Source organism: Lewinella sp. (assembly GCF_050633125.1).
In the GTDB taxonomy this organism is placed as follows: Bacteria; Bacteroidota; Bacteroidia; order Chitinophagales; family Saprospiraceae; genus Lewinella.
Genome location: NZ_JBOEFX010000021.1, coordinates 180,383 through 204,450 on the forward strand (window position 1 = coordinate 180,383; position 24,068 = coordinate 204,450).

The following is a 24,068-nucleotide window of genomic DNA, read 5'->3' on the forward strand; positions in this document are numbered from 1 at the left end:
CAAAATTCGGGATGACTTATGTAAATAGGGCGGGATATTTATTTTTTACGCCTACTAAGCCCCATCTTTGTGGAGAGATTCAAAAGCCTCCATGATGGTAACACGTAAACATTTTCGATTTTTCAAGACGCCGCATAGTATTCAGCTAAGCCTCCTGTCATTGCTCTTTCTTTGTTTAGGCTACAGCCTAAATGCTCAGGCAACCTTGCGAGGGAGTGTACGTGATGCCGATAACGGGCAATTCCTGACAGGGGCCACAGTTTACCTCAAAAACATCAAAAAAGGCACAGATACAGATACGCTAGGCGACTTCCGTTTTACGGATTTAGCTCCCGGGAGATATACGATTGAGGTTTCCTTTTTGGGGTACCAACAACTGGAGATGGCAGAGGTTTTGGTGTCTACAGGTAAAGAGCAAGTGCTAGACATTGAGCTGCAGGAAGCCCCTACCAGCCTGACGTCGATCACGGTCAAAGCCAGCCGATCCCCTCAAAGTGGAGCCAGCCCCAATCTGTTGCGTCTTACACAAGAAGAAACGCTGCGTTTTCCTGCTACCTTCAATGATCCGGCCCGCCTGGCTACTGCCTATCCTGGGATCAGCGGTGCCAATGATCAGGCTAATCACCTCGTCATTCGTGGGCAGTCGCCACTGGGAATGCACTGGCGGCTTGAAGGGCTCGAAATTATAAACCCCAACCATACCGCCAACGCTGGTACCTTTTCAGATCGCAGTACGCTGAGTGGCGGTGGTGTCAATGCGCTAAGTGCACAGCTTTTGGAAGAGGCTAATTTTTACTTGGGAGCTTATCCTGCCGGCTATGGCAACGCTACGGCCGGACTGCTAGATCTACGCTTGCGCAACGGAAACAATGAACAACGAGAGCATACCGTTCAGGCCGGACTCATCGGTTTTGATATTGCAACCGAAGGACCAATTAAGGAGGGAGCTAGTTCTTACCTCATCAACTATCGCTATTCCTTCACTGGCCTACTTAGTGATTTGGGCGTCCCACTCGGCGACGAAGATATTCGGTTTCAAGATTTGAGCTTTAAGCTGAATTTCCCCGGAGAGAAAGGCAACACTTTTCAGCTTTTTGGTATGATGGGTAGGAGCAGTAATGACTTTATCCAGTCAGAAGACACCACAGCTTGGGAAAGTGAGAAAGACCTTTATAGCACCATTGATTTTGATTCTAAAATGGCGACTATCGGTTTCAATTGGCAACAACCCCAGCAAAACAAAGGACTTTGGCTGCTATCGGGTGCCTGGTCAGGTATTCGCAATAACCGCTTGGCGGTGGCCAGCGATTTGCCTAATCGGGAGTACGATAATTTGGAGCAAGAAAAAACATCGTTGCGCTTGAGTTATCGCCGAAAACTCTTGCCTTTTGGTAGTGTCACTTTTGGAATAGAAGGTTTATATCTTGATCAAAAAGTGAGCAGAGAGTTTGCTCTCGGCTCCGAAGGAATTTCGGGAAGAGACAGTGATGGGGTTGTGCTTAGTCCTTATTTGGATTGGCGCTACCAAATCAAAAAACTCAACTTGCAACTGGGCTGGCGAGCGACAACCTACCTAAATTGGCTGGATGAAAAAACGTATTCCGAGCCTCGTTTAGCCATTAGCTATCTGGCCAATAAAACAACCAGCCTCGGGGGAGAGTACAACGTCACTACCCAAGCTCCTTCTCCTTACGCTCCCCAACTACAGGCTCGTAAGGCTCGGCAGTACAGCTTGTTCTGGAATCGTAAATTAGGTGATAGCCGCAAGGTCAGTCTTCAGGTTTACCATCAGGAACTCACTCAAATAGCAGGTACCGGAGCGCGTTCAGCAATCAATCAATTGGAAATTATATTACCAGAGTCATCGGCGACTACAGAAGGTCGTACTCAAGGAGTTGAGCTTAGTTTGCAACAATTTGCTACAGGGGGCTGGTGGTACGTCCTCAGTGGGAGCTTGTTCGATGCACGCTACCTCAACGAGCAGGACGAATGGGTAAAAACCCGTTTTGCTCAAGACTTTGCCACAGCTCTCACCTTTGGTAAAGAATGGAGTGGCGTGGATCGACTAGATCGTACCAATCGCTTTGGTTTCAATGTAGCAGTACGCTGGAATGGCGGTTTACGCTCAACGCCGATATTACTCCAAGCTTCGCAAGCTGCTAGAACTACGGTCTTCGATTACGATGCAGGATTCTCCAATCAATTGCCCGCCTATTTTCGGACGGATTTACGGATTTACTACCAAAAAAACCATGCAACGTGGAATTCTATGCTTTCGCTAGATATCCAAAACTGGAGTGGTCAGCAGAATACCGCCTATGATTATTATGATCGTTATTTGGGAGAAATCACCACGCGATATCAGCTGGAATTTATTCCAATACTGAGCTACCGCATTAATTTCTAGGCATAGATAGGGCTACTTCGCCTTTTGTTCCTGTTCCCAAGCATACCAGGCAGCACCTACAGCTCCAGCTTTATTAAGGTAACCCGCAGGTTTTACACGGAAATCTACGGTCAATTCGTCTTTGTATTCATCAAAGCTTTTGCTACCTCCTCCTCCGATAATAATGAGGTCTGGAGAGAACAGGCGTTGCAAATGCAGGAGGTACTTATTGAAAATTTTACCCCATTGAGCCCACGTGAGTTCTTTTTCTTTACGTGCTACTTTGGATACCGCTTTCTCAACGACTTCCTTCTTGTTTTTAAGAAACAAGTGACCTAGTTCCGTATTGGGGACCAACTGCCCGTCAATGAACAGTGCAGAACCGATACCCGTTCCCACGGTCAGCATCATCACTACTCCTTCTTCACCTTTGCCTGCACCAAAGCGCATTGATGCTACACCAGCAGCATCTGCATCGTTAAGCACATAAACGTGACAACCGGAAGACTCACCGAGTAATTTGGCAATATTGGTGCCAACCCAGCTGGCATCAATATTTGCGGCACTTAGCGCTACACCATGGCTAACAATTGCAGGAAAACCAACCCCAATCGGGCCTTTCCATTTAAAGAATTTTACCAATTGCTTAAAAGTAGCCGCTACAGCTTTTGGCGTCGCCGGTTGGGGTGTATCCAAGCGGTGGCGTTCGGTAATCATCTCACCGGTTTCAACGTTAATAAGCCCGCCTTTGATACCGGTACCTCCTATGTCTACACCTAGAATAATATTATCTTTCATACGATACTGTTAGCGAATGAGTTTAATGACCATCCATACATCCTCATTTGGGCGATTCTGTCCATTTGTGTTTACTGCCGCGATCCGATCAATGACGTCCAATCCTTCAATGACCTGGCCAAAGACGGTGTATTCCTGATCAAGAAAAGGCGTACCTCCCATTTTCAGGTATTCCTCCCGTACGTAAGATGGGTAACGAAATCTCGCAGCACCTTCTTTATTGTTGAGGTCTTGCTCACTTACAGGCTTACCTTGTACGATGTAAAACTGAGAACCTGAACTGCGCTTTTGTGGGTTGTTGGTACGAGCAGCAGACAAGGCCCCTTTGACATGTGCCAGTGAATCGACAAACTCTGCCTTTATGGTGTAGCCAGGGCCACCAGAGCCCAGCATTTTGCCCGGAGCAGCATTTCTACTATCTGGGTCGCCCCCCTGGATCATGAAACCCTGGATGACGCGATGAAAAAGTAGGCTGTCGTAATATCCTTGCTCAATCATCTTGACAAAATTGTCTTGATGCAACGGCGTGCGGTCATAGATTTCGGCCAACATATCCCCCATTGGGGTCTGAATAAGTACGAGGCAACGTTCTGGTGCCAGCACCGTTACTTTTTTTTCTTTCGTGCCTGTTTTCCCTTTCTCGTCGGTAGCCGTAAGTTTTACGGTATAGGTTCCAGAACCAAGAAAACGATGTTCAGGTGAAACTTCTGTAGATGTTTGTCCATCGCCAAAATCCCAGAAATAGGTTAGGCCTTCCTCCGGTTCATTGCTAAAAGTCAATGTCTTCGCAGCGGCAATATCTTCTGTTGGCACTGAAAAATCAGCAATTGGGCGGGCACAGCTGCCAACCAATAACAGGGCAGCCAAATAGAGAATAACTTTATGCATTAGTTCAGGATTTTTACCGTCATTTTGACGTCTTCAAGAGGGCGATTTCCTGCCGATGGGTTGGTGCTTACCTTAGCAATAGCGTCAATTACTTCGAAGCCTTCAACAACTTCCCCAAAGACGGTGTATTCAAAATCAAGCTGTGGCGTACCGCCCAACTCTTTATAAAGCTCGCGTTGTATATCAGAATAAGGGCGACCAGCACGCTGGCCAATTTGATCCAATTCCATGTCAGTTACGGGCTTGCCGTGTACGATATAAAACTGAGAACCCGAGCTGGCTTTCGCTGGGTTAGAAGTCCGAGCAGCAGCCAATGCTCCTGTCAGGTGCAAAGCTCCAATTTCTGCAGGAATGGTATAACCAGGGCCACCCATTCCTAAAGATTGACCAGCAGGAGCATCCTTGCTGTCTGGGTCACCGCCCTGGATCATAAACCCTGCAATAATGCGGTGAAACAAGGTGCCATCATAAAAGCCTTCTTCGGCCAGCTTGATGAAGTTGTCACGATGTTGAGGCGTACTGTTATAGAGTTTTACCTTCATATCTCCCATATTGGTAGAGATCAGGGCGTAGGTATTTCCATCATTGTTACAGCCACTCAGGGTAGCCAATATCAACAGGGCGAAGAAAAGTCTTGTCATCATCAGTATTCGAATTTAAAGCTTATTTACTACTGTCCTCTTTAAGCGAAGCCGTTTCCGCTTCCCATTCTTTGAAGTAGCGGATAATTCCTTGCTTGAAAAGGATTTCTTGTTCTTTAAGGTTATTGGGTGGAATTTTACGCACCAGCTCCCAATGGGGCCAACCATCAGCATCGCGCCCTGCAAACTCGTAGTAGCCATAATAGCCCAACAAGCGACAAGTAGCAATGTGCATCAGGTCCTGTTTTTCTTCTTTGCTAAACTTCTCTTGCCAGCGCCCCAGTTCCTGGATACCAATCAAAAAAAGGATACCATTAAGATCAGGCAACACCTCCCTTTGGAAGCGATCTTTGAGGAAATGACGAATGCGTAACCATTCGAAATTCATCTCCCATTCTTCGGTTTTTAAGTCTTTTGTTTCCACAGGGGGCAAAAATAGTGATTATTTTAGGTATCGGGTACAAGGTACTTCGTACTTAGCACAACGTACCCACTACTACTTCCACTTGATACCACAGCCCGCGCTTGGATATTGCTTTTCAGGGGCAGGCTTCGCGGCAAGCATATCGTCTAATGCCTGGCGCAGATCTTTGCCATCAAGAGGGGAGTCATTGCCGGGGCGAGAGCTGTCAATACGGCCTCGGTAGTAGAGTTGCTGCGCTCCGTCAAAGATATAAAAGTCGGGGGTGCAAGCCGCGTCGTAGGCTTTGGCTACGTCCTGGCTTTCGTCATAGAGGTAAGGAAAATTGTAGCCTACTGTCTTAGCGTGTTCTGTCATGAGCTCTGGTCCATCCATGGGATAGTTGTTCACATCATTGGAGCTGATTCCCACAAAGCCAATGCCTTGGGCTTTATAATCTTTGACAATACGGACAATCTCTTCGTTGATGTGAATCACGTAAGGGCAATGGTTACACAAAAACATGACAACCGTTCCTTTGTCAGTTGCAATGTCTTGTAGACTAAGGGTTTTTCCACTTACGGTATCAGGTAGGGTGAATTCAGGAGCTTTTGTCCCGAGTGGGAGCATATTGGATTCCTTTAAGGCCATGAGCTGTTATTCTTTTTTGCAAAAGTAAGAGCTTGTCGGGAAATTTTATTTGGTGGGAAACAAAAATCCTGAATTAGAGGGAAGAAAATGGTTAATGCTTCCTTATTTTCAAGGATTTACGAACCTGTCGTCGAAATGAAACCCTTACTTAGCCCGCTAAGCTCGGCTTTAATTTCTTAGTCAGAACCGTAATTCGTTGAAAATCAGTTCGCAAAATCCCCCAACAAGCTCTAAAGTTATTCAACATCTTTCCGGGCTTAAGTGTTGAGAGAATAAATAGAACAAGTTATGTGGACAGAACAAGATAACGAGCTGCGGGCAACATTCAAATTCAAAAACTTTACCCAGGCTTTCGCCTTTATGACAGAAGTAGCTTTTGTAGCAGAGGCACAACAGCATCACCCCAATTGGTCGAACGTTTACAATACGGTTAGCTTTCGTCTGAATACACACGATGCGGGTAATACCGTTACCGAAAAAGACCGCAAGCTAGCCGCGGCTATTGATGAGATTGCGGTGAGGCATTAATGTAATGTGACTGGATAAACTTAAATATCCTAAAGCTATTCAAATCCGTTGTAAAGATAATTTCGCCTTGATTGTTTTTGACAAATAGATCGTCTGCCTCGAATCCAAACTCGATGCTTAACTCATAGGTCTTTTGATTATTTTCGTCAAGTAGTTCAAGAGAATATTTATCAACAAGAGTCTTTTCAAAATCAATCTCAACTTTAGTTTTCAAAAGATTGTCTCGAAAAGACATACTCGTTGATGTCAACCTGACTATTTGCATAGTTACAACTTGTCCAAGGCAATAGATGCCAAACAAAACAACCATTAATTTACTACTAACAACCTCCGCAGAAACCCATAATCCGAAAGCAATGGCTAGAAGATAGAGTGGAATTGGATTTCCAAAAATTTTAGTTTCGTTCATTGCAGCCGGTTTTCATCCACCCCACCTCTAAAATCTACCGTTGTCCCTGCCCGTCAGGCGTGGCTACCGTCTTGATGAGCGTTCCTTTCTTCAGGCGAGTCGTAAGCTCCATGCCGTTGAGGATAGCCAATTCATCTAAGCGGTCGCTGGGTTGGCGGTAAGCAGAAAAAGCCTCGCGCAGTGTCATATCACGACTGAGGGTTTCGATTTTGATACGTTCTGCCTGGCGGTTCAGTTTGTCGGGGTCGCTAAGGCTGCCAAAGCTCGTCATCGTCGATAGCATGCGGCCCCGGTAGGAAGCAAAATCCTGTTCGGTAGACAGGCCTAGGAAATGGTAAATGTATTCACCATACTGGATATAGTAAGAGACGGTTTTCAAAACCTGCTGAACGGTTTGTCCATTGGCATCTTGGCCTTCCTGCACCAAGTCTGCGTACACTTCCAGCGCGGAAAGGCCGTTGACGGTGCGGCGTTGGCTGCCCGTTGTTTGCAGCTGGTATTTTTCGGCAGTAGCCTGAGCCGCAGCTTCTAGTGAAGCCCCTTGGCCCAGTTGTAGCATCATGACTGCTTTACCGTCTTCGGGTGCCATTTGTACTTGCTGTGGGGTATTGGCCGTCTGCCAGCCACTGGGGATGGCATACTGGAATTTTAACTCAGGATGATAGAAGTTGTTGTTCTCCACAAAACCCTGACGAGGATCTTCGCCGTACATCAGTCCGTCGATCATACGCAAGTACGAGTCGCGGCCTACTTCGTAAGGGCCACCGTCATTGCGCCGTTGCCACTGATCGGCAAGCTGCCCCACTTTTACGTTGCGGTCAGCGGGGTCGGGGTGGGTAGACATAAAGGTAGGCAGGCGTCCTTCTGGGCCACCACTCAGGCGATCGAGGGTAGCAAAAAAGCCGGCCATTTGGTGGGCATCGTAGCCAATTTCAGAAGAGTATTCAACCCCTAGCTTATCGGATTCGCTTTCTGCATCCCGGCCATATTTAAGTAACATAAGCTGCATGGCCTGGCTGGCTTCATTGCCAAATTGGGCAAACTCAGGAGAGAGAATCATCCCGGCAATTAAGCCCACTTGCGCCAAAATACTACGGCTGTACTGGCGGGCGGAGTGCCGTGCCGTAACGTGGCCGATTTCGTGCCCTAGCACCCCGGCAAACTGTGCTTCGTTGTTGAAGTGCGCCATGATGCCGCGGGTAAAGTAAACGTAGCCCCCTGGCAAAGCAAAGGCGTTAACTACAGGAGAATCCAATAGTTTGAATTCAAATTTAAGGTCAGACCGGTGAGAAACAGCCGCCATTTCCTGCCCTTTGGCATTGAGAAACTGTTGCATTTCGTCATTTTGGTACAAACCAAACTCCGCCACAATAGCCGGATCGTTTTGGTCTCCCATGGCTTGCTCTTGCCCGGCAGACATCAGCATGAGTTGATTCTTGCCAGTAACAGGGTTACGCGAACAACTGTCCCAAGAGAAGGAGAACATCAGCACGAAAGCGGTGAGTAGAAGGCTGCGGTAAGGTAAGTTGTGGTGTATCATGGCTAAGAGAATTTTTTTATTAAAAATAGGGAAGGGTTACTTGTTTTTTAGATGCACGTTTAGACTACAGAAGTTTTAAAAACCAAGTTAAGAGCACGATCAAGCTCCGGCAATTTCTGCTTAAATTGCTGAGGATAGATAAAGTAAAAGGCAATGCCCATAGCAGTCAGATCCAGTTCGGGAAGGCCAATCCAGCGCTCTAGCGCTTCTTGAGAAAAACCACTGATGCCTTGCAAATCCTCCCAGCTTACCGATGACCAATCTCCATAATCATAAGCAGGATAAGTGTTTTGGAAGATACGAGCATATTCGTACCAAGCCGGGTTGAGGTACTGTTTGGCATCTACAAAACCGCGCAACACATGCTCCAGACAAAACATAACCACGCCGTCCGGTTCGTAGATTTCCGAAATATGGAAATGCTCTTGGTACTGAGGCGAAGGAAACGGGTGAGGATAAATGATGATGTTCTCAAAATTCGTAAACAAAAACTCCTCCTGCCCAAAGGTCATCGTCACTGGCACACTCGCAATGATCACTTTTACATCCAAGGGAATAGATTCCAGTACCTGCGGTTTATAATCAGAGCCTTCGTTGAAAAGAAACACCCGCCGCCGAAACTCCCGTTGCTCCTGTTCCGATAATTGCTGGTAAAACGGTGATTTTTCCGACAAAAACTGCGCCATCTCCGTAGGCAGATCAGGCGGGCTACGCTGCCACCACCACCAGTTGATCTGGGGCGCAAGCACATAGAACGAGACCAGTATCACCACCATGGCGATCATGAGCAAAGACCAACTGGTATCCACCTCTATAGTGAGGTAAATGCCGAGGCCGAGCAGCAAAATAAAAGGTATGGCCAATCTAAAAGCGGGCATGTTGTTTATTTTTCTCTAAATGTACGGCAAGATTTTGACGGGAATAAGTTTTTCCGTCACTAAGAGGAGAGGAAAAGGCTTTACCTACTTCAATTTTTTTGTTTTAAGTATTTCCTACTGAGTCTTATTTGCCTTGTTTTTATTTGGAACTATTACTTTTGCGTTCTTTCTGCTATAAGAAAAAGTAGCGGCGTGACGCACCGCCCTAATGTTTTCTTCGCAGCTTGCTCAACTATTCTATTTGGCTGCCGTTTTTTTTCGTATCATGGTGATTAAAGCGGAGCCAAATCTTGGCCTAACAACGAGACCTTACTCATAAATGAAAAAACTTGAACGCCGATTATCCTTATCCTACGTAGTAGCTATTGGAATAGGGGGGATGCTAGGAAGTGGCATTTTTGTTTTGCCTGGAATTGCGGCGGCCAAAACGGGCCCCTCTATCTGGTTGGCTTACTTATTGGCAGGTATTTGTGTTTTACCTGCAGCTTTATCCAAGTCGGAGCTCGCAACGGCGATGCCTACTTCTGGTGGTACCTATGTGTATATCGAACGTGCCTTCGGCCCGGTGATGGGCACCATTTCCGGTATTGGTCTTTGGTTGTCGTTGTTGCTTAAAAGCTCTTTTGCACTTGTAGGGTTTGGCGCCTATCTGGCTGTGCTGGCCCAAGTACCGCTAAAATCGGTCGCTTTAATTAGCTTGGTACTCATTCTTTGCCTCAATGTTCTGGGCGTCAAAAAGGTGGGCAAAGCCCAGCTCGTCATCGTTAGTGTTAGTATTATAGGCTTGATAGCACTGATTTTTGGAGGAGTAATTTCTGTACAACCAACAAATCTACAGCCTGCCTTTTTAAATGGGAATATGGGCTTATATGCAGCCACGGCATTTGTCTTTGTCTCTTACGCTGGTGTCACTAAAGTTGCAGCAATTGCAGAAGAGATAAAAAACCCTGGGCGTAACCTTCCTATAGCGATGTTGCTTTCATTGGTGATCGTTACTTCACTGTATACGTTGGTAAGTTTCGCGATGGTAGGGAATATTCCTATCGAGGAATTTAGCACTGATTTGCACCCCGTTTATACCCTTGCAGATAAGGTAATGGGACACTGGGCCGGCATTGCTGCTGCCGTTTTGGGGGTGATTACGCTGATCTCTATGGCCAATAGTGGCGTACTTGCGGCTTCCCGTTTCCCTTTTGCTATGAGCCGCGACCGGTTGGCACCGGAGCTACTAGGCAAAGTACACCAAAAGTACTTGACCCCAATCCTGGCAATTGTCCTTACTTGTGGAATGATGGCATTGGTTATTATCTTTTTGGAAGTAGAGAAAATTGCCAAACTAGCCAGTGCCTTCAAGGTGATGATGTTTATTTTGGTGAATTTTTGCGTCATTGTTTTACGAGAAACATCGGTAGCTTGGTATCAACCTAAATTCCGATCTCCTTTATACCCATGGATGCAGATCTTCGGAATTCTTTCCGGTATGGGATTACTCTATGTTTTGGGTATGTCGGCACTTCTGGGCGCAGTTGTTATCATTACTGCTGGGTTAATTACCTTTTACCTTTACGGAAAATCGAGAGTACAACGGAGTGGTGTACTAAAGGTTTATGGCCATCGCCCGGCAGCATTTTTGCTTTATCGCCGCCGGCAAAATGCTCCCAAAGCTGCCGGACAACATGCCCTGGATACTGGGCAAGAAAACGCAGCTAACCTTGATGGTGCACTCGCCACGAATGTCCGTACCGTTACACCGCTTTTTGGTGCCGAACGTTCGGCTGAAATGCTGGTGGAAATGTCCGCAGCACTTGCCCAGGGGAATAAGGTTCAGGTCGTTCATTTACGTGAAGTGCCCGACCAGACTCGCTTGGCAGATGTCTTGGATGATGACCCCAAAGTGAATGCCCTCAACCGCCGGATTGGTGTCATGGCAAGAGAGCAGTCTATTGACGTTGATTTTGATGCTGCGGTCACGCACGATTTGGTACAAACCATTCAGGATATTAGTGAGCAGACCCATTGCCGTTGGTTGGTCGCTGGTTGGAATGGCCGCCAAACAGCCAATAGTATTTTTGTGCGTAACCCTATGGGCTGGCTACTTACCCATATCGACAGTAATTTTGCCCTTTTCCTTGATAATGGCGTCCGCTATATCCGCCGCATCGTAGTGGCTATTCGCCCCGGTCGGCAGAATCCAGAATTTATTCAGGCTTGTGACCGGATCGCGCAGTTTTATGGTGCTGAATTAACGCTAATGAGGGTTACTATGCCCAAAGCGACCAAAGAAGAATTGCAAGAACTAGAAGCCCAATCTCAAGCTTTGCTAAGTTCCTGTGCCTCTCCTGCGAAACTTCGAGTAGAAGTATCGGCAGACCCTGTACAGGCGCTATCTGAAGCTTCTGCTGAATACGACTTACTCATCATCGGTACGCCAGCTAAAGAAAATTGGTTAGATGTACTAGTAGGCGTAAACAAGGATCGTTTTGCAAAAAATGCCGCTTGTTCGGTACTGAGATTGACATTTAAGAAGTAAAAGATACGTTTTCAAAACGCGCTACAATGAAACCCCTGACACTTATTGCTAATGTTTTCATGCTCTTATTTCTGGGTTTTGCCAACCCTCTTTTAGGGCAAAATATCCCCGTTGAAATCTATATAGCCCCTGAGGCTTCTACGTTAAGACTCAATGGTGAGACTTATGAAGGCATCACTTACCTCGAGTTAGAATTACCAGAGAAGGAATACATTATTGAAGTTTCCAACCCCAAGTTCGAGCTATTTATAGATACTATTCAGGTTAAGGCTAATAGAAGGAATGTCTTTAAATTTGGTTTGGTTAAGCAAAGCCAGCGCTATAAAGACTATAAGGTTGTTTACGATGAATATCGGGCTTCTAGGTTAAAAACAATTATCTATAATACGGTTTTCCCGGTAGTGAATGGCGTAGCATTGTGGTATGTTATTGACGGCGGCGCAATGAATAAAATTGACGAAATTGAAGGGAATTTGACTACCGTAAGAGGATTGTATGCCAATGCGATTAATGCAAATGAAGGAGCTATGTATGCTGCGCAATACAATGCCTTAGCGGAAGATCACGAAAATAGAAAAAAGCAACTTTATAACAAAAGGATGATCGGTATTCCGCTGGTCATTGGCTCCTCGTATTTTACTTACAGGCTGCTCCGGAAGATCAATAAAACTCAATTGGAGAAACCGATATTTTCCCCTGAGAGTTCTTTAACGATTCACTCTTTGGATATTGTTCCTGCCTACAGCGGCTTCGCTTTGAATATCAAGTTTAACTTCTAATCATGTATAGAATTATTCTATTTTTTGGGGCTTCGGTTCTACTTTCTTCCTGTGTAGATGATGTCATCGCATTGCCGGAAAATCAATTACTTGACGAAGAGTTTGATATAATAACCATCCTGAGCACTCCGTACGATGGAGTGGGAGAAGTAAGGGTTACTTACGCTATCAATTATGATTATACAGCGAACCCTTCTATCAATGGTGTTGGTGTATTCAGAAATGGCGTACTCCTCCTCACGCTACCGCTTGAACGCACTAGTTTTGTGCAATCAGGGTTGGCTCCCAACATTACCGTTTGTTATTCTTTGGCGCTCACCAATGGGGAAGAATATTCTCGCAGGACGGAAGAAGTCTGTATTGATACCTAGGCTTCCAAAAACGCATATCGAACTTCTGTCAGAAAAAGTCCTTCGGGGGCAATACTCAGGCTTTTGGGTAGATGCTCTTGCTTATCTAGTGCCTGGCGAACTTGTGCGATGGTTAATTTACCTTCTCCTACGGAAATGGACATACCTACGATCAGGCGCACCATTCCTCGTAGAAAGCGATTCGCCGCAATATGGTAGACCCACTCTCCTTCATTGAATTCCCATTCCGAGCGAAAAAGCTCACAGCGCATGGTTTTAGCATCGGAGCCTGTTTTACAGAAAGGAAGGAATTCATCGTACTTCAATAATAATGCTGCGGCCTCCTGCATCAATGCTTGGTCACAGTGTTTCGCTCGGTGAAGATGAAAAATGGTGTCTTGGCGAAAAGGATCTTTCTGCCAGGTCAGGTGGTATTGGTAGGCTCGATAATGCGCATCAAAGCGCGCATGCTGGTCATCGGCAACCGGAAAGATGCGCCGGATGGCAATATCCTTTGGCAGGAATTTGTTGAGCCGAGACAAAAAACCTTTGGGAAACTCACCATCGAAATCAAAATGCGCAAAATACTCACTGGCATGAACACCGGTATCTGTTCGGCCACAGCCCATGATTTCCAGCCCAGGGGAACGTAAAATCAACGACAGTGCATGGGTGATCGTTTCCTGAACAGACACTTGTTTGGGCTGTACTTGCCAGCCGTGATAAGCTGCGCCATTATAGGCGAGTTCTATAAAATAACGCATGGTCTATTTTTCACTGATGGCTGCTGCCACTTTTTCTAAAATGACGGCCTTCCCTTTTTCAATAATCGCATCAATACCTTTCAGTTCTTCTGCGGGACCTGTAGTCTGGTAAATGTCTGGTTCTATCCCTTTTTCAATATTATAACCATCTGGCAGGTAAGTACGAGTGGCGGAAACACGAAACTTCCAGCCATTAGGCAGCTCAAAGGAAACAGGAACACCGCCGCCGCCGCCACTCTGGTCGCCAATAAGGGTAGCATTAGGCAACGTAGACATATAGGCCGAGAAAAAGTTGGTCGCAGAATAGCTGTGCCTGTTTATCAAGACCACAATAGGCTTGTCGAGCATCATTCCCGTACTGTCGGCTACGGCCCATCGGCCCGGCCCGGCTTTCTTTTCTTTAGACGTTTCCTCTTCTTCCTCCTCTTTGTCTTCGTCGTCCTCTTCTTTCCCTTTTTTCTTTTTCTGCTTTGCTTTGGCTTCAGCAATTGCCTGGTAATCTTTCAAGGGTTTAAGGAAAACACTATCAGGAGTTGAAAATTCATCTGGGCCCGGCCCTGTTTTGTATTGCATAGTTCCGAAGTAGGTGCGCTCAGGAATGAATCGTTCCATCAACCGAAAAACGTTCCTCATGGAACCACCGCCATTTTCGCGGACATCAATAATTAGTCCTTTCGCGTTGGCAAAACGGTTGAGGACATAGTCGAGATTACCTTTTGAAAAACCAGCGCGGAAAGAACCATAATAGACATAACCAATAGAATCAGGCAGCCAAGTATTGATTAAAGCCCCAGAGGTTTGGTAATCAGTCTTCCAGTACTGTCGGTTGATAAATCCACGATTGAAATTGGCCGGATAATCGAGATACCAATCCGCATTGCGGGAGCGGTCATTATTGACATAAAGGTTTACATGGCCATCTCTGAGCTCAAAAAGCATCGTAGAAAGTATGCTATACAGCGAGTCGTTACTGAGGCTATCATTGATCAGGGGGCGGTATAGCTGATCCAGAGAATCCCACTTGACTTGCTTTTCTGCAAAGAAAGAATAGTTCTCTTTTACGGTATTATAAAAATAGTCGTAGTTGTTGCTTACCGTATTTGGTGGGTTTGATCCTACAATCCACTTTCCACAAGCCGTTAGTAAAAGGACAAAAAAGAGAAAGCTTATTGTTCGTGTTATATTATTCATGCCTGGAATTTGATATGCTAAGTATTGCGCAAAAAACAAGTTGAACCGTCTCTGGATTTTCGTTACCTCCCGTTCTTACAGAAGCACTCTAAAACCATAACCTAGGCTACCCACAGTAGCGATCATTGGCTTGGTTTTGGGTAGAGGAGTATACAGCAAGCTCCAATCATAGGCAATACGATCCGTACGCCAGTCGCGTGCCTGATGATCTGCATCGACGCCCACGGCTATTTTGAAAAATTTATTGAGGGTTACGATTTCAAGGTTTTTGAAAAACTCCTTACCCCCTACTTTAGGGATATGTAAAAAGGGACCAATGCCAATATAAGTAGGCCGATAAAGCGCCGTCAGGAGGGGTAAGTCGATCCTGGTCGTAGCCATCCAGCGGTCACTTCCATCAATACTTCTGCGGTCCAGTGCACCTACGCTAAGAGATGATTGAAAAAGGAGGCTTTGTGTGTTATTCGTAGGCAATGGATAGCTCCGATTATTAAACTGGAGATTGTAAGCTCCTCCCACGTATTGCCGATTGTCACTACTAGCATCATCGCCTACTCGGGCATAATAACCTACACTTAACTCCATATTGTTGAGTTCGGTGGCTCCTTTTGTGTCCTGCCGGGGCTTTATTTTCGCTTTAAGGGTAGCACTTTCAATGGAAAAAGACAGCCTAAATACTCCATTGTCTTTGACCTCTTCAAAATTCGTAAAAACGCGAAAACCTGACCCTCGATAAGCAAAAGGAGAGTGGGCTTGATCGCGGACAGTATGGATGGGGATTCCAACGCCTATCGTTAGGTACTTGCCATTTGTGTTTAGAATATTTTCCTGAGCGCTAAGATTTAAGCAGCACAGCAAAGCAAAAAAGCTGAGCCCTGTTTTCATGGTTTTCTTTGTTGATCTGGAGAATTGTTAGATTAAAATCAGCAGCAAGTACTTGTCGCGACTTTCCCAAATAGTTGTTAGAGGTGCGCTAAATTTTTAAAACCTGCACCCTGCTTACTGAAAAACAGCATAGCTAATACCAAAGAGCAATACGGATAATACCACACCTACCATAAATAGGTTGTAACAAATACGTAGTTGGTTGTACTTTTTACCCAACGAACGCCCGAGGAAATAAAGATCTCGCTTAATTGCTGATTCGAGTGTGTCGTCATCAGCGATAATAAGATCCATGCCGGCGTCATACTCTTTGATCCCCATTCGGTAGAAATTACCGAAGAAGAAAAGGTTAGACTGCCCTTTGTTGATGTCCTCTTGCGTGGTGATACCCGTCATTGGAATAGGTCGGGTGGCCAAGGTCGCAAAAATCATCGAACACAAGCAAGTCAGCAAAAGCACAATAACCGGAATCATCAGGTGAGGTGCATCGTTGACGTAACCTGCAGCCATAGGCACAGCAATCGTGACGATCAAGGCATTCACGGAAAGCATAATATTGGCTTTGTTATCTGCCAGATTGCTTAGGTCCATGTGGTTTCGCAGTGCTGTTTTAAACATCATCTGCGCACTACGGTTGGTACTGATTGTGTTGCCTGTACGAGTATCTGGTTTCGTTTTTTTCTTCTTCTTTTTCTTTTTTTTGCGCAGCTTCTTTAAAGTCTTCTCGTTTTGTCGGTGCTGTATGCCGTAGATTTCTTCGGCAATATTGGTATGGTATTTATGCTCTTTTACAAATTTATAGTTGAGCTGATACCACGCTCTCTCGTCATAAATCTCGTTGCGAAAAACTTCCCATTCATGGCGTAATCCTGAAAGTAAAGCGAGGTAGTCTGCCCGTCCGATATTACTTAAATCAGCATCCCTCAGGATCATTTCCATCTGATCAGTAGGCTCGTGACTGATCTTTGTAGCTAGAATAAGCCGCTTGATGGTAGCAATATCTTCTTCTGAATAATCTAAATCCTTTAGGAACTCGGCTGCCATTTCAGCGCCGTTGGCTTCGTGGTTTTCGTAAGATTTTACGTAACCAATATCGTGAAACCAAGCTGCGACCTCTAGCAGCTCACAATCTTCGTTTGAAATTTCATGCCTGGCTGACAATAGCCTCACGGCATCTACGACAGACAAGGTATGCGGAAGGTTATGGTAATAATGATCGGGCGTTAACTTCTCTTGCAAGAGGTTTTTTACGTGACGCTCGGTCTTACTTACATTCGTTAGCATATTCTTTTTTTTCCACGGTACAGAGCATGTCGAGGGAATAATGTCGATTAGCTCCCCCTATCCGGGTTTTATCAAACACTAATTTAAGCATCAAAAGCCTAACCTAATAATTTACTTCTCCTGTTCCTCAGCTACTAACGCCAAAAAGGCAGCTTGCAAAGCTTTTGTATGAGTACCGGGTTCTCCCTTTCCTATTGCTTTACCGTCAATAAAACTAACAGGCAAAGCACCTTTGGTAGAGCTGGTTAGAAAGGCTTCTTTGGCTTCTTTCCACTCTGCTAAGGAGACTTCTCTTTCTTCTACTTTCATCCCGATTTTACGGGCTAATGCTAATATTTTAGCACGGGTAATCCCTGCTAGCACTTTATCTTTTGCGGTGACCAATACATCATCTTCCGTGATGAGAAAAAAGTTAGAGCGGTCACTTTCCCGAATATATTTGCCATCATGGTACAAAATATATTCAGCCTCCTGTTCTTTTAGCCAGGGCAGCAGGTGTATCCCAATCAGGTAGTTGAGGGATTTGATCTCAGGGAGCTCACGCTGATACTGGTAGGTTGCTACCCGTGCTCCGCGCTCAAATTGGATGGGGGGTGGCCCTGGAAAAGGAGATTGTAAAACAAAGAGATTACCTACTGTGGGAGCGTAGCCATCTGGCGTGTAGCCACCTGTAAGAACTAACCTTATTCCTCCGGAAGGTTGCTCATTGGCTGCAATGAGTTGATGTATGCCTTGCTTGAGGTTTTCTCTTTCAATAGGTGACACCAGCCCAAGGCATTTTGCTGAGCGATAGAATCGATCCAGGTAATCTTCTAAAAATCGAGGCTGGAAACGCTCGAAAACGAAATAATCAAAAATGCCAAACCCTCGTAAAAGGGCCAAATCATTTAACCCCAACTGAGCAGTCTCTTCGGGAATAATTGCTCCGTTTAAGTAACACTTTAGCTTATTCAAGGTCCTTATTTTCTTTATTTGCCGAAATATACCGGTAAAAACCGGATGTTTGCAGCAAATTTAGTGACGGAGAAAAAAACAAGCACATCGCTTTTGCCCGCTAAACCACCTCTAAAAAACTGATTATCAGAAAACTATCCAACACACCCACGGGGTGTTAAGGAAAATTGGAGGATTACTTTTCGTTAACTCCAGCGAGGTGCGATGATCAGCGAAGCTAAATTTCTTCCTTCTCTGACTATTTTTGTGGTTGAGCTAAAGCAAAAATTGTAAGTGACTGATGCCATAGGCATTCCTACGGGGTAAGGAGCGTGATTTTTGTTTTCGATTGACTCTAAGTACAAAAATTACCAGAGCGTCAATTTCTTTTCGAGCTTGTCAAAAAATGAAAAATGGACAATTATATCCCAATTGGTGATCAGGTGCTGTATAATAATCACCACTTGGTGGCTTTCAACAAACCGAATGGTATACCAGTGCAACCTGACCAAACCGAAGATCCTTCTCTGTTACAGTTAGGCGCGACCTATTGCCAAACACATCTTCACCTCATTCATCGTATTGATCGCCCGGTGAGTGGTGTTGTACTTTTGGCTAAACGCAAAGATGCCATGCAGGCCCTGCATGAACAGTTTAGGGAACGAAACGTAAAGAAAACTTATTTAGCCCTGGTTGCTCAGGAGCCGCCTGCTAACGAAGGAGAATTGGTGCATTATCTGCGTAAAAAGAAAGGAAAATACCAAACCGAAGTACTTGACCAACCAGCACCCGATGCCGTTGAAGCACGCTTGAAGTATACAGTTGTTGGTAAAAGTGACCGTTACTTTTTGTTGCAAATCGACTTGCAAACCGGGAGGTATCACCAAATCAGGGCGCAGTTGGCCCATATTGGCTGCCCAATAAGGGGAGACGCCAAGTATGGTTTCCGTCGTAGAAATCCAGATCGGAGTATTGACTTACACGCTTGGCAGTTAAGGTTCAGCCATCCGCGTACAGGCGTGGCAGAGCATATTGTTGCATCGCCGCCTGCTACTCCATTGTGGGAAGCTTTTAAAATTCCTACTCCCTGGGAGGAATAAAATGTCAAAGAATTTAAATTTTCTGTATGGACGCTATTAAAACTTATTTTCCTGATTTACCTGCGGATCAACTTGCATTGTTTGAACAGTTAGATCCTCTCTATCGCGAGTGGAATCAGAAGATTAATGTTATCTCTCGGAAAGACATCGATAACCTTTACCTCCACCATGTTCTTCATAGCCTGGCTATTGCTAAAGTGATTAAGTTTATGCCAGGGGCCAGGGTTTTGGACCTTGGTACAGGTGGCGGTTTTCCGGGTATTCCCCTTGCTATCCTTTTTCCGGAAACGGAGTTTGTATTGATTGACGGGATTCGTAAAAAAATCACTGTCGTCAATGAAGTAGCTACTGCACTAGGCCTGAAAAATGTACAGGGCTTTCAACAACGAGCAGAAGAGCGTAAAGGTCGTTCCTTTGATTTCGTTATCACTCGTGCAGTAGCCTTGATGGAAAAGATTGTTCCCTGGAGCATGCCGCTTATTCACGATAAGCAACTGCATGCATTGCCAAACGGTATCATTGCACTGAAAGGCGGGAACGTCAAAGAAGAACTAAAGGCATTACCAAGGGGGACTTATTCGGAGATTTACCCGATCAAGAAGATGTTTTCAGAAGAATTTTTTATTGAAAAATCTGTGGTGTACGTGCAGTACTAAGGGAGAAAATAAAACCTGACTCATATTTTATTTTTACATATAAATGTAAATCAAATGCTGATTAACAGTGTTTTTTACTTTATAAAAATATATTATATTTGTAATCAACATCAATGACAATTCCAGTAAAAGGGAGGAATTGAACTCCTGACACTATGAACACTTTTTAGTGAATTGTCAACGATCCACGTTTATGCTGCTTCCGGGTTATCGTTCAGGTAATCCGGAAGCTAAGCGCAATAGGCTCCTCCAGCATTATTGAGAAACAAAGCCCCCTTTTATCTCTATATTCAGTGTTTCAGCAGTACGATTTTTCTGTTGAGTTTTGATATGGTAGCCCAGTGCTGGTTCGTAGGTCATCCAGCTTTTGTTTCCTGCAAGGGCCGTTTCTGTTTGGCTTATAATTTCAATCTTTTCTACCTCGCCTTCTTTGTTCATCATTACAAACAGCTCCTGTGTCTTCAATTCCGGGTCAAGACTGGTATACCGTATTTCTAATGCCCCTTGTTGTAGAGTTGAATCTGCTTGGTATTTATCAGACCATGCCGGGCGGTTGATATCTGCTTTGCGAAACATACTGAACTCCCTGGAATAATCAATATCCGCTATGAGCTGTTGTTCTTCTTTTTCGTTGATACGAATCTCTTTATCGAGGCCAATATTAGCACTTTGCAAGCGCTCTTCTTCGGCCTCGAAAAATTTTTCCAATGAAAAGAAAGTGTCTTTTTGATCTACCGCTGCTTGGGCCTCGTCGGCTTGATTGCATGAAGACAATATCAAAACCATCGTAAAAATGGTCATTGCATAAGACAAATATTTACTCATTCCTCTTGTTTAATCCTGCTATTTTTCCTGGATCAATATGTTCCCATCCATTTCTGCTGGCGCAGGTACATCCATCATCCATAGCAGTGTTGGGGCGACATCTCCAAGTTTTCCGTCCTGAAGCTGCCAACTACCTGATCTTTGGTTAACAAAAATACAGGGCACCAAGTTTTTAGTATGCGCAGTATTGGGTGAGCCATCTTCGTTGATGAGGTAATCAGAGTTGCCGTGATCGGCAATAACAATAGCTTCGTAGCCGTATTCGCGGCCCGTTTCCAGCAACCTTCCCAGGCATTTATCTACCGTTTCAGCGGCAGTTATTGCGGCAGAGAACACCCCGGTGTGGCCCACCATGTCCGTGTTGGCGTAATTGAGGCAGATAAAGTCTGGCTGATTCGCTTTTATGTCTTCGATAATGGCATCGGTAATCCCCAGCGCACTCATTTCCGGCTTGAGGTCGTAAGTAGCTACTTCTTTAGGCGAAGGAATGAGCAGGCGGCGCTCGTTTTCAAAAGGTTCTTCTCGGCCACCGTTGAAGAAAAAGGTGACGTGCGCATATTTCTCTGTTTCGGCGATTCTTACTTGGGTTTTTCCGTTAGCGGCCAAAACTTCACCCAACGTTTTCTCAAGGTCTTTCTTTTCAAAAAGTACCTCTAAACCAGTAAAAGTTTCGTCGTAACGCGTCATGGTAAGGTAGCGAACGTCCAGTTTTTTCATCCCATAATCCGGGAAATCTTGCTGCGTGAGTGCCGCAGAAATCTGCCGAGGGCGATCTGTCCGGAAATTGAAACACAACAACACATCTCCATCTGCCAATGCAGGAGACGTTTCTCCTTTTGCATTGGTAACCAAAGTTGGTTGGATAAATTCATCCGTTTCGCCCGCTTCGTAGCGCTCCTTGAGGGTAGCAATAATATCGCTGGTTGTTCCCCCCTCTCCTTTTGCGATCAAGTCATAGGCGAGTTTGATTCGTTCCCAGCGCTTGTCGCGGTCCATTGCGAAATAGCGGCCAATGACGGTGGCTAAACGAGTGTTTTTCCCTTCCAGGTGGTTCAGTAATGTTTGCAGATAGTCTTTGCCACCCTGTGGAGAGGTATCCCGCCCATCGGTAAAAGCGTGAATAAAAGTCTTATCGTGGCCTGTTGCTTCAATAATATCAACCAAAGCAAGGAGGTGATTCAGTTGAGAGTGCACTCCACCATCAGACACCAAACCCATCAGGTGGATAGCTTTGCCATTTTCCTTTGCGTAGGCGATGGCGTTTTGTAGTTTTTCGTTTCGGGCTAGATCGCCGTCCCGGATAGCTTTATTAATACGTGCTAACTCCTGATAAACCACACGTCCGGCGCCAATATTCAAATGGCCTACCTCTGAATTTCCCATTTGGCCTTCCGGCAAACCTACCTCTTCTCCATACGTGACGAGGGTGCTATGAGGGGCATTTTGCCAAATGTTATCAAAAACGGGCGTATTGGCCTGTGCAATGGCATCGGCACCAGGAACCTGGCCTAACCCCCAACCATCAAGAATAATTAACATCGCTTTTTTAGTGCTCATCGTCTGCTAAGTATATTAAGAGCTTTTGTAAAATTCCACTTGACTAAAAAACGAATTTCCCAACAAGCTCCAAATGAAGTGCTCAAATATAAGCACTTAGTGTAAACAAAACACTAAACAAGAGTACTTGTCTTTCAGGAAAATTGTTCTTACTTTTGAGATGTTCGAAAGCAATGAATGCTTATTGCTACTCGTTATTACCAAGCCTGAGCTGCAAATTAGCAATGTAGCCAACGTTACTGCAACTATTCAAACTATCTCGCCTAAGTAAAAATGTGACTATAAGTACATTTTTCGTCTAATTCACGAAGCAAAGTTACGGGTTATATTACCGATAACTTAAAATCGAGCTTATGAAACAGTTGTTGTTTATTCTAATGTTATCTCCCATTTTGACTTTCGCCCAAGGCGGAATGTCCCAAATTACGGCTGCTTTGAACAGTGGTGATATGGAAACATTGGGTACTTATTTCGATGAATCACTGGAATTATCTATCCTAGAAGAGGAAGGGATATACAATAAAGCACAGGCTTTACAGAAAGTAAAGCGCTTTTTGGGCCAAAACACGGTCTCCTCTTTTACAGAGGTACACCAAGGTGCTTCCCGTAGCAGTGATTCCCAGTACGTAATTGGTAATATGAAAACCAGTGGTGGTACCTACCGCGTGTATTTGTATCTCACCAATCGCAATGGAAAAATGATTATCCAGGAATTTCGCTTTGACAGCGAATAATCCTTAACGTAAAATACAAGTGAACCGAAAAATGATTTCGCCGGTTTACCTACAAAACACCCGCTTCTCAGTACGAGAAGCGGGTGTTTTCTATTAATACTATTAGACTTACCTTTGTGCTATGAATACCAAGGCATCCATACAAATGGACATTCGCAAGCTCAGCTTGGACGACCTCAAAATCGTCATGAAAGAACTGGGGCAGGCAGGCTTTCGCGCCAAACAAGTCTATGAATGGCTATGGCAGAAAGGTGCCCGTTCCTTTGCGGAGATGACCAACCTTTCAAAGGCACTACGCGAGCAACTAGAGGAAGGCTACCAGATCAACGCTATCACAGAAGACAAGGTGCAGCACAGTGCGGATGGAACGATCAAGTCGAGGTTTCGCTTGCATGATGGGCACCTTATTGAGTCTGTTTTAATTCCGGTGCCAGATGATAACCGTTTTACGGTTTGTGTATCCAGCCAAGTGGGCTGTAGCTTGAGTTGTAAATTCTGTGCGACCGGCCAGATGAAGCGTCTTCGCAATCTGGATGCTGCCGAAATTTTTGACCAAGTAGTGCTCGTTAATGAGCAATGCATGGAGAAATTTGGCCACCCTCTCACGAATATCGTATACATGGGCATGGGAGAGCCACTTTTGGCCTATGCTCCTATGCTAGAGAGTATTGAGAAAATAACGACGCCGGATGGTTTAAACATGGCTCCCCGCCGTATTACGGTAAGTACTGCCGGTATTGCAAAAATGGTCCGTCGACTGGCTGACGATGCCACCAAAGTCAATCTCGCGCTTAGTCTGCATGCTGCTGATGATGTCAAGCGAGATGAAATTATGCCCATCAATGAGCAGAACAATCTGGCCATTCTGATGGACGCGCTTGAGTATTTCTACAAGCAAACAAAAAATCGGATCAGCTACGAATACATCGCTTTTCAGGATTTCAATGATAGCCTGGAGGATGCGCATAACCTGCTCCAACTCTGCAAGCGTTTCCCCGTAAGGGTCAATATCATCGAATACAACCCTATCGATGGTGCTGAATTCCGTAAATCAGCCGCTCACCGTATTGATGATTTTGCGCGGTATCTCCGCGATCATGGCGTTATGGTTACCATCCGGCGTAGCCGAGGGAAGGACATTGATGCGGCTTGTGGGCAGTTGGCGAATAAGGGGTGATGATTTACCAACCTCGAGTTTTCTCATAAAATGATGCTTCAAGTCGAGATGGTCAATTGTATAAACTATTGAACCATATAAGGAATTTAAGGTCATTTAAGTAGGTATAAAAAAGCACAATGCGGGACGTTAAGGCGCATTAACCTCGCCATGATCCCAGCAAACAAGTCTCTTAATATGGTTT

General features: G+C 45.1%; 24 protein-coding genes. 9 read left to right on the forward strand and 15 right to left on the reverse strand.

Annotated features, from left to right (window positions below; genetic code table 11):
• Positions 1-91: 91 nt before the first annotated feature.
• The gene (locus ACRBG0_RS06205; protein ID WP_431486036.1) at positions 92-2,407 is read left to right on the forward strand and encodes a TonB-dependent receptor; all 2,316 of its coding nucleotides are present in this window, start codon (positions 92-94) and stop codon (positions 2,405-2,407) included.
• Positions 2,408-2,419: 12 nt separating this feature from the next.
• On the opposite strand, the gene ppgK is transcribed toward ACRBG0_RS06205, so the two are convergent.
• From ppgK to ACRBG0_RS06230, 5 genes are all read right to left on the reverse strand, one after another.
• A complete protein-coding gene (gene ppgK / locus ACRBG0_RS06210; protein ID WP_431486037.1) occupies positions 2,420-3,184 on the reverse strand; it encodes a polyphosphate--glucose phosphotransferase in 765 nt (254 codons plus the stop codon).
• A 9-nt stretch (positions 3,185-3,193) separates the two neighbouring features.
• Positions 3,194-4,072, reverse strand: coding sequence for a peptidylprolyl isomerase (locus ACRBG0_RS06215; RefSeq protein WP_431486038.1), 879 nt, complete (start codon positions 4,070-4,072; stop codon positions 3,194-3,196).
• Positions 4,072-4,716 carry a peptidylprolyl isomerase gene (locus ACRBG0_RS06220; protein ID WP_431486039.1) on the reverse strand — a complete coding sequence of 215 codons (645 nt, stop codon included), beginning with the start codon at positions 4,714-4,716 and terminating at the stop codon, positions 4,072-4,074. Before ACRBG0_RS06220 ends, ACRBG0_RS06215 begins: the two co-directional genes overlap by 1 nt.
• Positions 4,717-4,735: 19 nt before the next feature.
• Positions 4,736-5,137: a hypothetical protein gene (locus ACRBG0_RS06225; RefSeq protein WP_245569368.1), complete on the reverse strand. Its 402-nt coding sequence runs from the start codon at positions 5,135-5,137 to the stop codon at positions 4,736-4,738.
• Positions 5,138-5,209: 72 nt separating this feature from the next.
• Complete coding sequence (locus tag ACRBG0_RS06230; RefSeq protein ID WP_431486040.1) at positions 5,210-5,764, reverse strand: thioredoxin family protein; 555 nt, start codon at positions 5,762-5,764, stop codon at positions 5,210-5,212.
• A gap of 288 nt (positions 5,765-6,052) precedes the next feature.
• Between ACRBG0_RS06230 and ACRBG0_RS06235 the strand changes: the two genes are divergently transcribed.
• Positions 6,053-6,292, forward strand: coding sequence for a 4a-hydroxytetrahydrobiopterin dehydratase (locus ACRBG0_RS06235; RefSeq protein ID WP_431486041.1), 240 nt, complete (start codon positions 6,053-6,055; stop codon positions 6,290-6,292).
• Here ACRBG0_RS06235 and ACRBG0_RS06240 read toward each other — a convergent pair.
• Genes ACRBG0_RS06240 through ACRBG0_RS06250 form a run of 3 tightly spaced genes read right to left on the reverse strand, consistent with a single transcriptional unit; the run spans position 6,264 to position 9,119 of the window.
• Positions 6,264-6,701 carry a hypothetical protein gene (locus ACRBG0_RS06240; RefSeq protein WP_431486042.1) on the reverse strand — a complete coding sequence of 146 codons (438 nt, stop codon included), beginning with the start codon at positions 6,699-6,701 and terminating at the stop codon, positions 6,264-6,266. The two genes, ACRBG0_RS06235 and ACRBG0_RS06240, sit on opposite strands and share 29 nt — an antisense overlap.
• 34 nt (positions 6,702-6,735) lie before the next feature.
• Positions 6,736-8,241, reverse strand: coding sequence for a M48 family metalloprotease (locus ACRBG0_RS06245; protein ID WP_431486043.1), 1,506 nt, complete (start codon positions 8,239-8,241; stop codon positions 6,736-6,738).
• 59 nt (positions 8,242-8,300) lie between these two features.
• Complete coding sequence (locus ACRBG0_RS06250; RefSeq protein ID WP_431486044.1) at positions 8,301-9,119, reverse strand: zinc-dependent peptidase; 819 nt, start codon at positions 9,117-9,119, stop codon at positions 8,301-8,303.
• Between the two features lie 319 nt (positions 9,120-9,438).
• Here ACRBG0_RS06250 and ACRBG0_RS06255 point away from each other — a divergent pair, with 319 nt between their 5' ends.
• From ACRBG0_RS06255 to ACRBG0_RS06265, 3 genes are read left to right on the forward strand one after another with little or no spacing between them, the layout of a single operon-like run.
• The gene (locus ACRBG0_RS06255) at positions 9,439-11,649 is read left to right on the forward strand and encodes an amino acid permease (RefSeq protein ID WP_431486045.1); all 2,211 of its coding nucleotides are present in this window, start codon (positions 9,439-9,441) and stop codon (positions 11,647-11,649) included.
• 26 nt (positions 11,650-11,675) lie between these two features.
• Entirely contained in the window at positions 11,676-12,428 is a 753-nt protein-coding gene (locus tag ACRBG0_RS06260; RefSeq protein ID WP_431486046.1) for a hypothetical protein, read from the forward strand.
• Positions 12,429-12,430: 2 nt separating this feature from the next.
• The gene (locus tag ACRBG0_RS06265) at positions 12,431-12,799 is read left to right on the forward strand and encodes a hypothetical protein (RefSeq protein ID WP_431486047.1); all 369 of its coding nucleotides are present in this window, start codon (positions 12,431-12,433) and stop codon (positions 12,797-12,799) included.
• Here ACRBG0_RS06265 and truA read toward each other — a convergent pair.
• The 5 genes from truA to ACRBG0_RS06290 all read right to left on the reverse strand — a co-directional run bounded on the left by truA (position 12,796) and on the right by ACRBG0_RS06290 (position 17,856).
• Positions 12,796-13,542: a tRNA pseudouridine(38-40) synthase TruA gene (gene truA / locus ACRBG0_RS06270; RefSeq protein WP_431486048.1), complete on the reverse strand. Its 747-nt coding sequence runs from the start codon at positions 13,540-13,542 to the stop codon at positions 12,796-12,798. The two genes, ACRBG0_RS06265 and truA, sit on opposite strands and share 4 nt — an antisense overlap.
• A gap of 3 nt (positions 13,543-13,545) precedes the next feature.
• Entirely contained in the window at positions 13,546-14,733 is a 1,188-nt protein-coding gene (locus ACRBG0_RS06275) for a S41 family peptidase (RefSeq protein ID WP_431486049.1), read from the reverse strand.
• A gap of 75 nt (positions 14,734-14,808) precedes the next feature.
• A complete protein-coding gene (locus ACRBG0_RS06280) occupies positions 14,809-15,618 on the reverse strand; it encodes a hypothetical protein (protein ID WP_431486050.1) in 810 nt (269 codons plus the stop codon).
• Between the two features lie 114 nt (positions 15,619-15,732).
• Positions 15,733-16,902 carry a Pycsar system effector family protein gene (locus ACRBG0_RS06285; RefSeq protein ID WP_431486051.1) on the reverse strand — a complete coding sequence of 390 codons (1,170 nt, stop codon included), beginning with the start codon at positions 16,900-16,902 and terminating at the stop codon, positions 15,733-15,735.
• A 111-nt stretch (positions 16,903-17,013) separates the two neighbouring features.
• On the reverse strand, positions 17,014-17,856 hold the full coding sequence (locus ACRBG0_RS06290; RefSeq protein ID WP_431486052.1) for an aminotransferase class IV: 843 nt from the start codon (positions 17,854-17,856) through the stop codon (positions 17,014-17,016).
• A 392-nt stretch (positions 17,857-18,248) separates the two neighbouring features.
• Between ACRBG0_RS06290 and ACRBG0_RS06295 the strand changes: the two genes are divergently transcribed.
• A complete protein-coding gene (locus tag ACRBG0_RS06295) occupies positions 18,249-18,935 on the forward strand; it encodes an RluA family pseudouridine synthase (protein WP_431486053.1) in 687 nt (228 codons plus the stop codon).
• Positions 18,936-18,961: 26 nt separating this feature from the next.
• The gene (rsmG, locus tag ACRBG0_RS06300; RefSeq protein ID WP_431486054.1) at positions 18,962-19,591 is read left to right on the forward strand and encodes a 16S rRNA (guanine(527)-N(7))-methyltransferase RsmG; all 630 of its coding nucleotides are present in this window, start codon (positions 18,962-18,964) and stop codon (positions 19,589-19,591) included.
• Between the two features lie 255 nt (positions 19,592-19,846).
• Here the strand turns inward: rsmG and ACRBG0_RS06305 are convergent, their stop codons facing one another.
• Positions 19,847-20,416, reverse strand: coding sequence for a hypothetical protein (locus tag ACRBG0_RS06305; protein ID WP_431486055.1), 570 nt, complete (start codon positions 20,414-20,416; stop codon positions 19,847-19,849).
• A gap of 18 nt (positions 20,417-20,434) precedes the next feature.
• A complete protein-coding gene (gene gpmI, locus ACRBG0_RS06310) occupies positions 20,435-21,973 on the reverse strand; it encodes a 2,3-bisphosphoglycerate-independent phosphoglycerate mutase (RefSeq protein ID WP_431486056.1) in 1,539 nt (512 codons plus the stop codon).
• A 353-nt stretch (positions 21,974-22,326) separates the two neighbouring features.
• Between gpmI and ACRBG0_RS06315 the strand changes: the two genes are divergently transcribed.
• A complete protein-coding gene (locus ACRBG0_RS06315; RefSeq protein WP_431486057.1) occupies positions 22,327-22,707 on the forward strand; it encodes a DUF4783 domain-containing protein in 381 nt (126 codons plus the stop codon).
• Between the two features lie 121 nt (positions 22,708-22,828).
• Positions 22,829-23,884 (forward strand): 23S rRNA (adenine(2503)-C(2))-methyltransferase RlmN, encoded by a 1,056-nt coding sequence (gene rlmN / locus ACRBG0_RS06320; protein WP_431486058.1) that lies wholly within the window; start codon positions 22,829-22,831, stop codon positions 23,882-23,884.
• Positions 23,885-24,068: the final 184 nt, after the last annotated feature.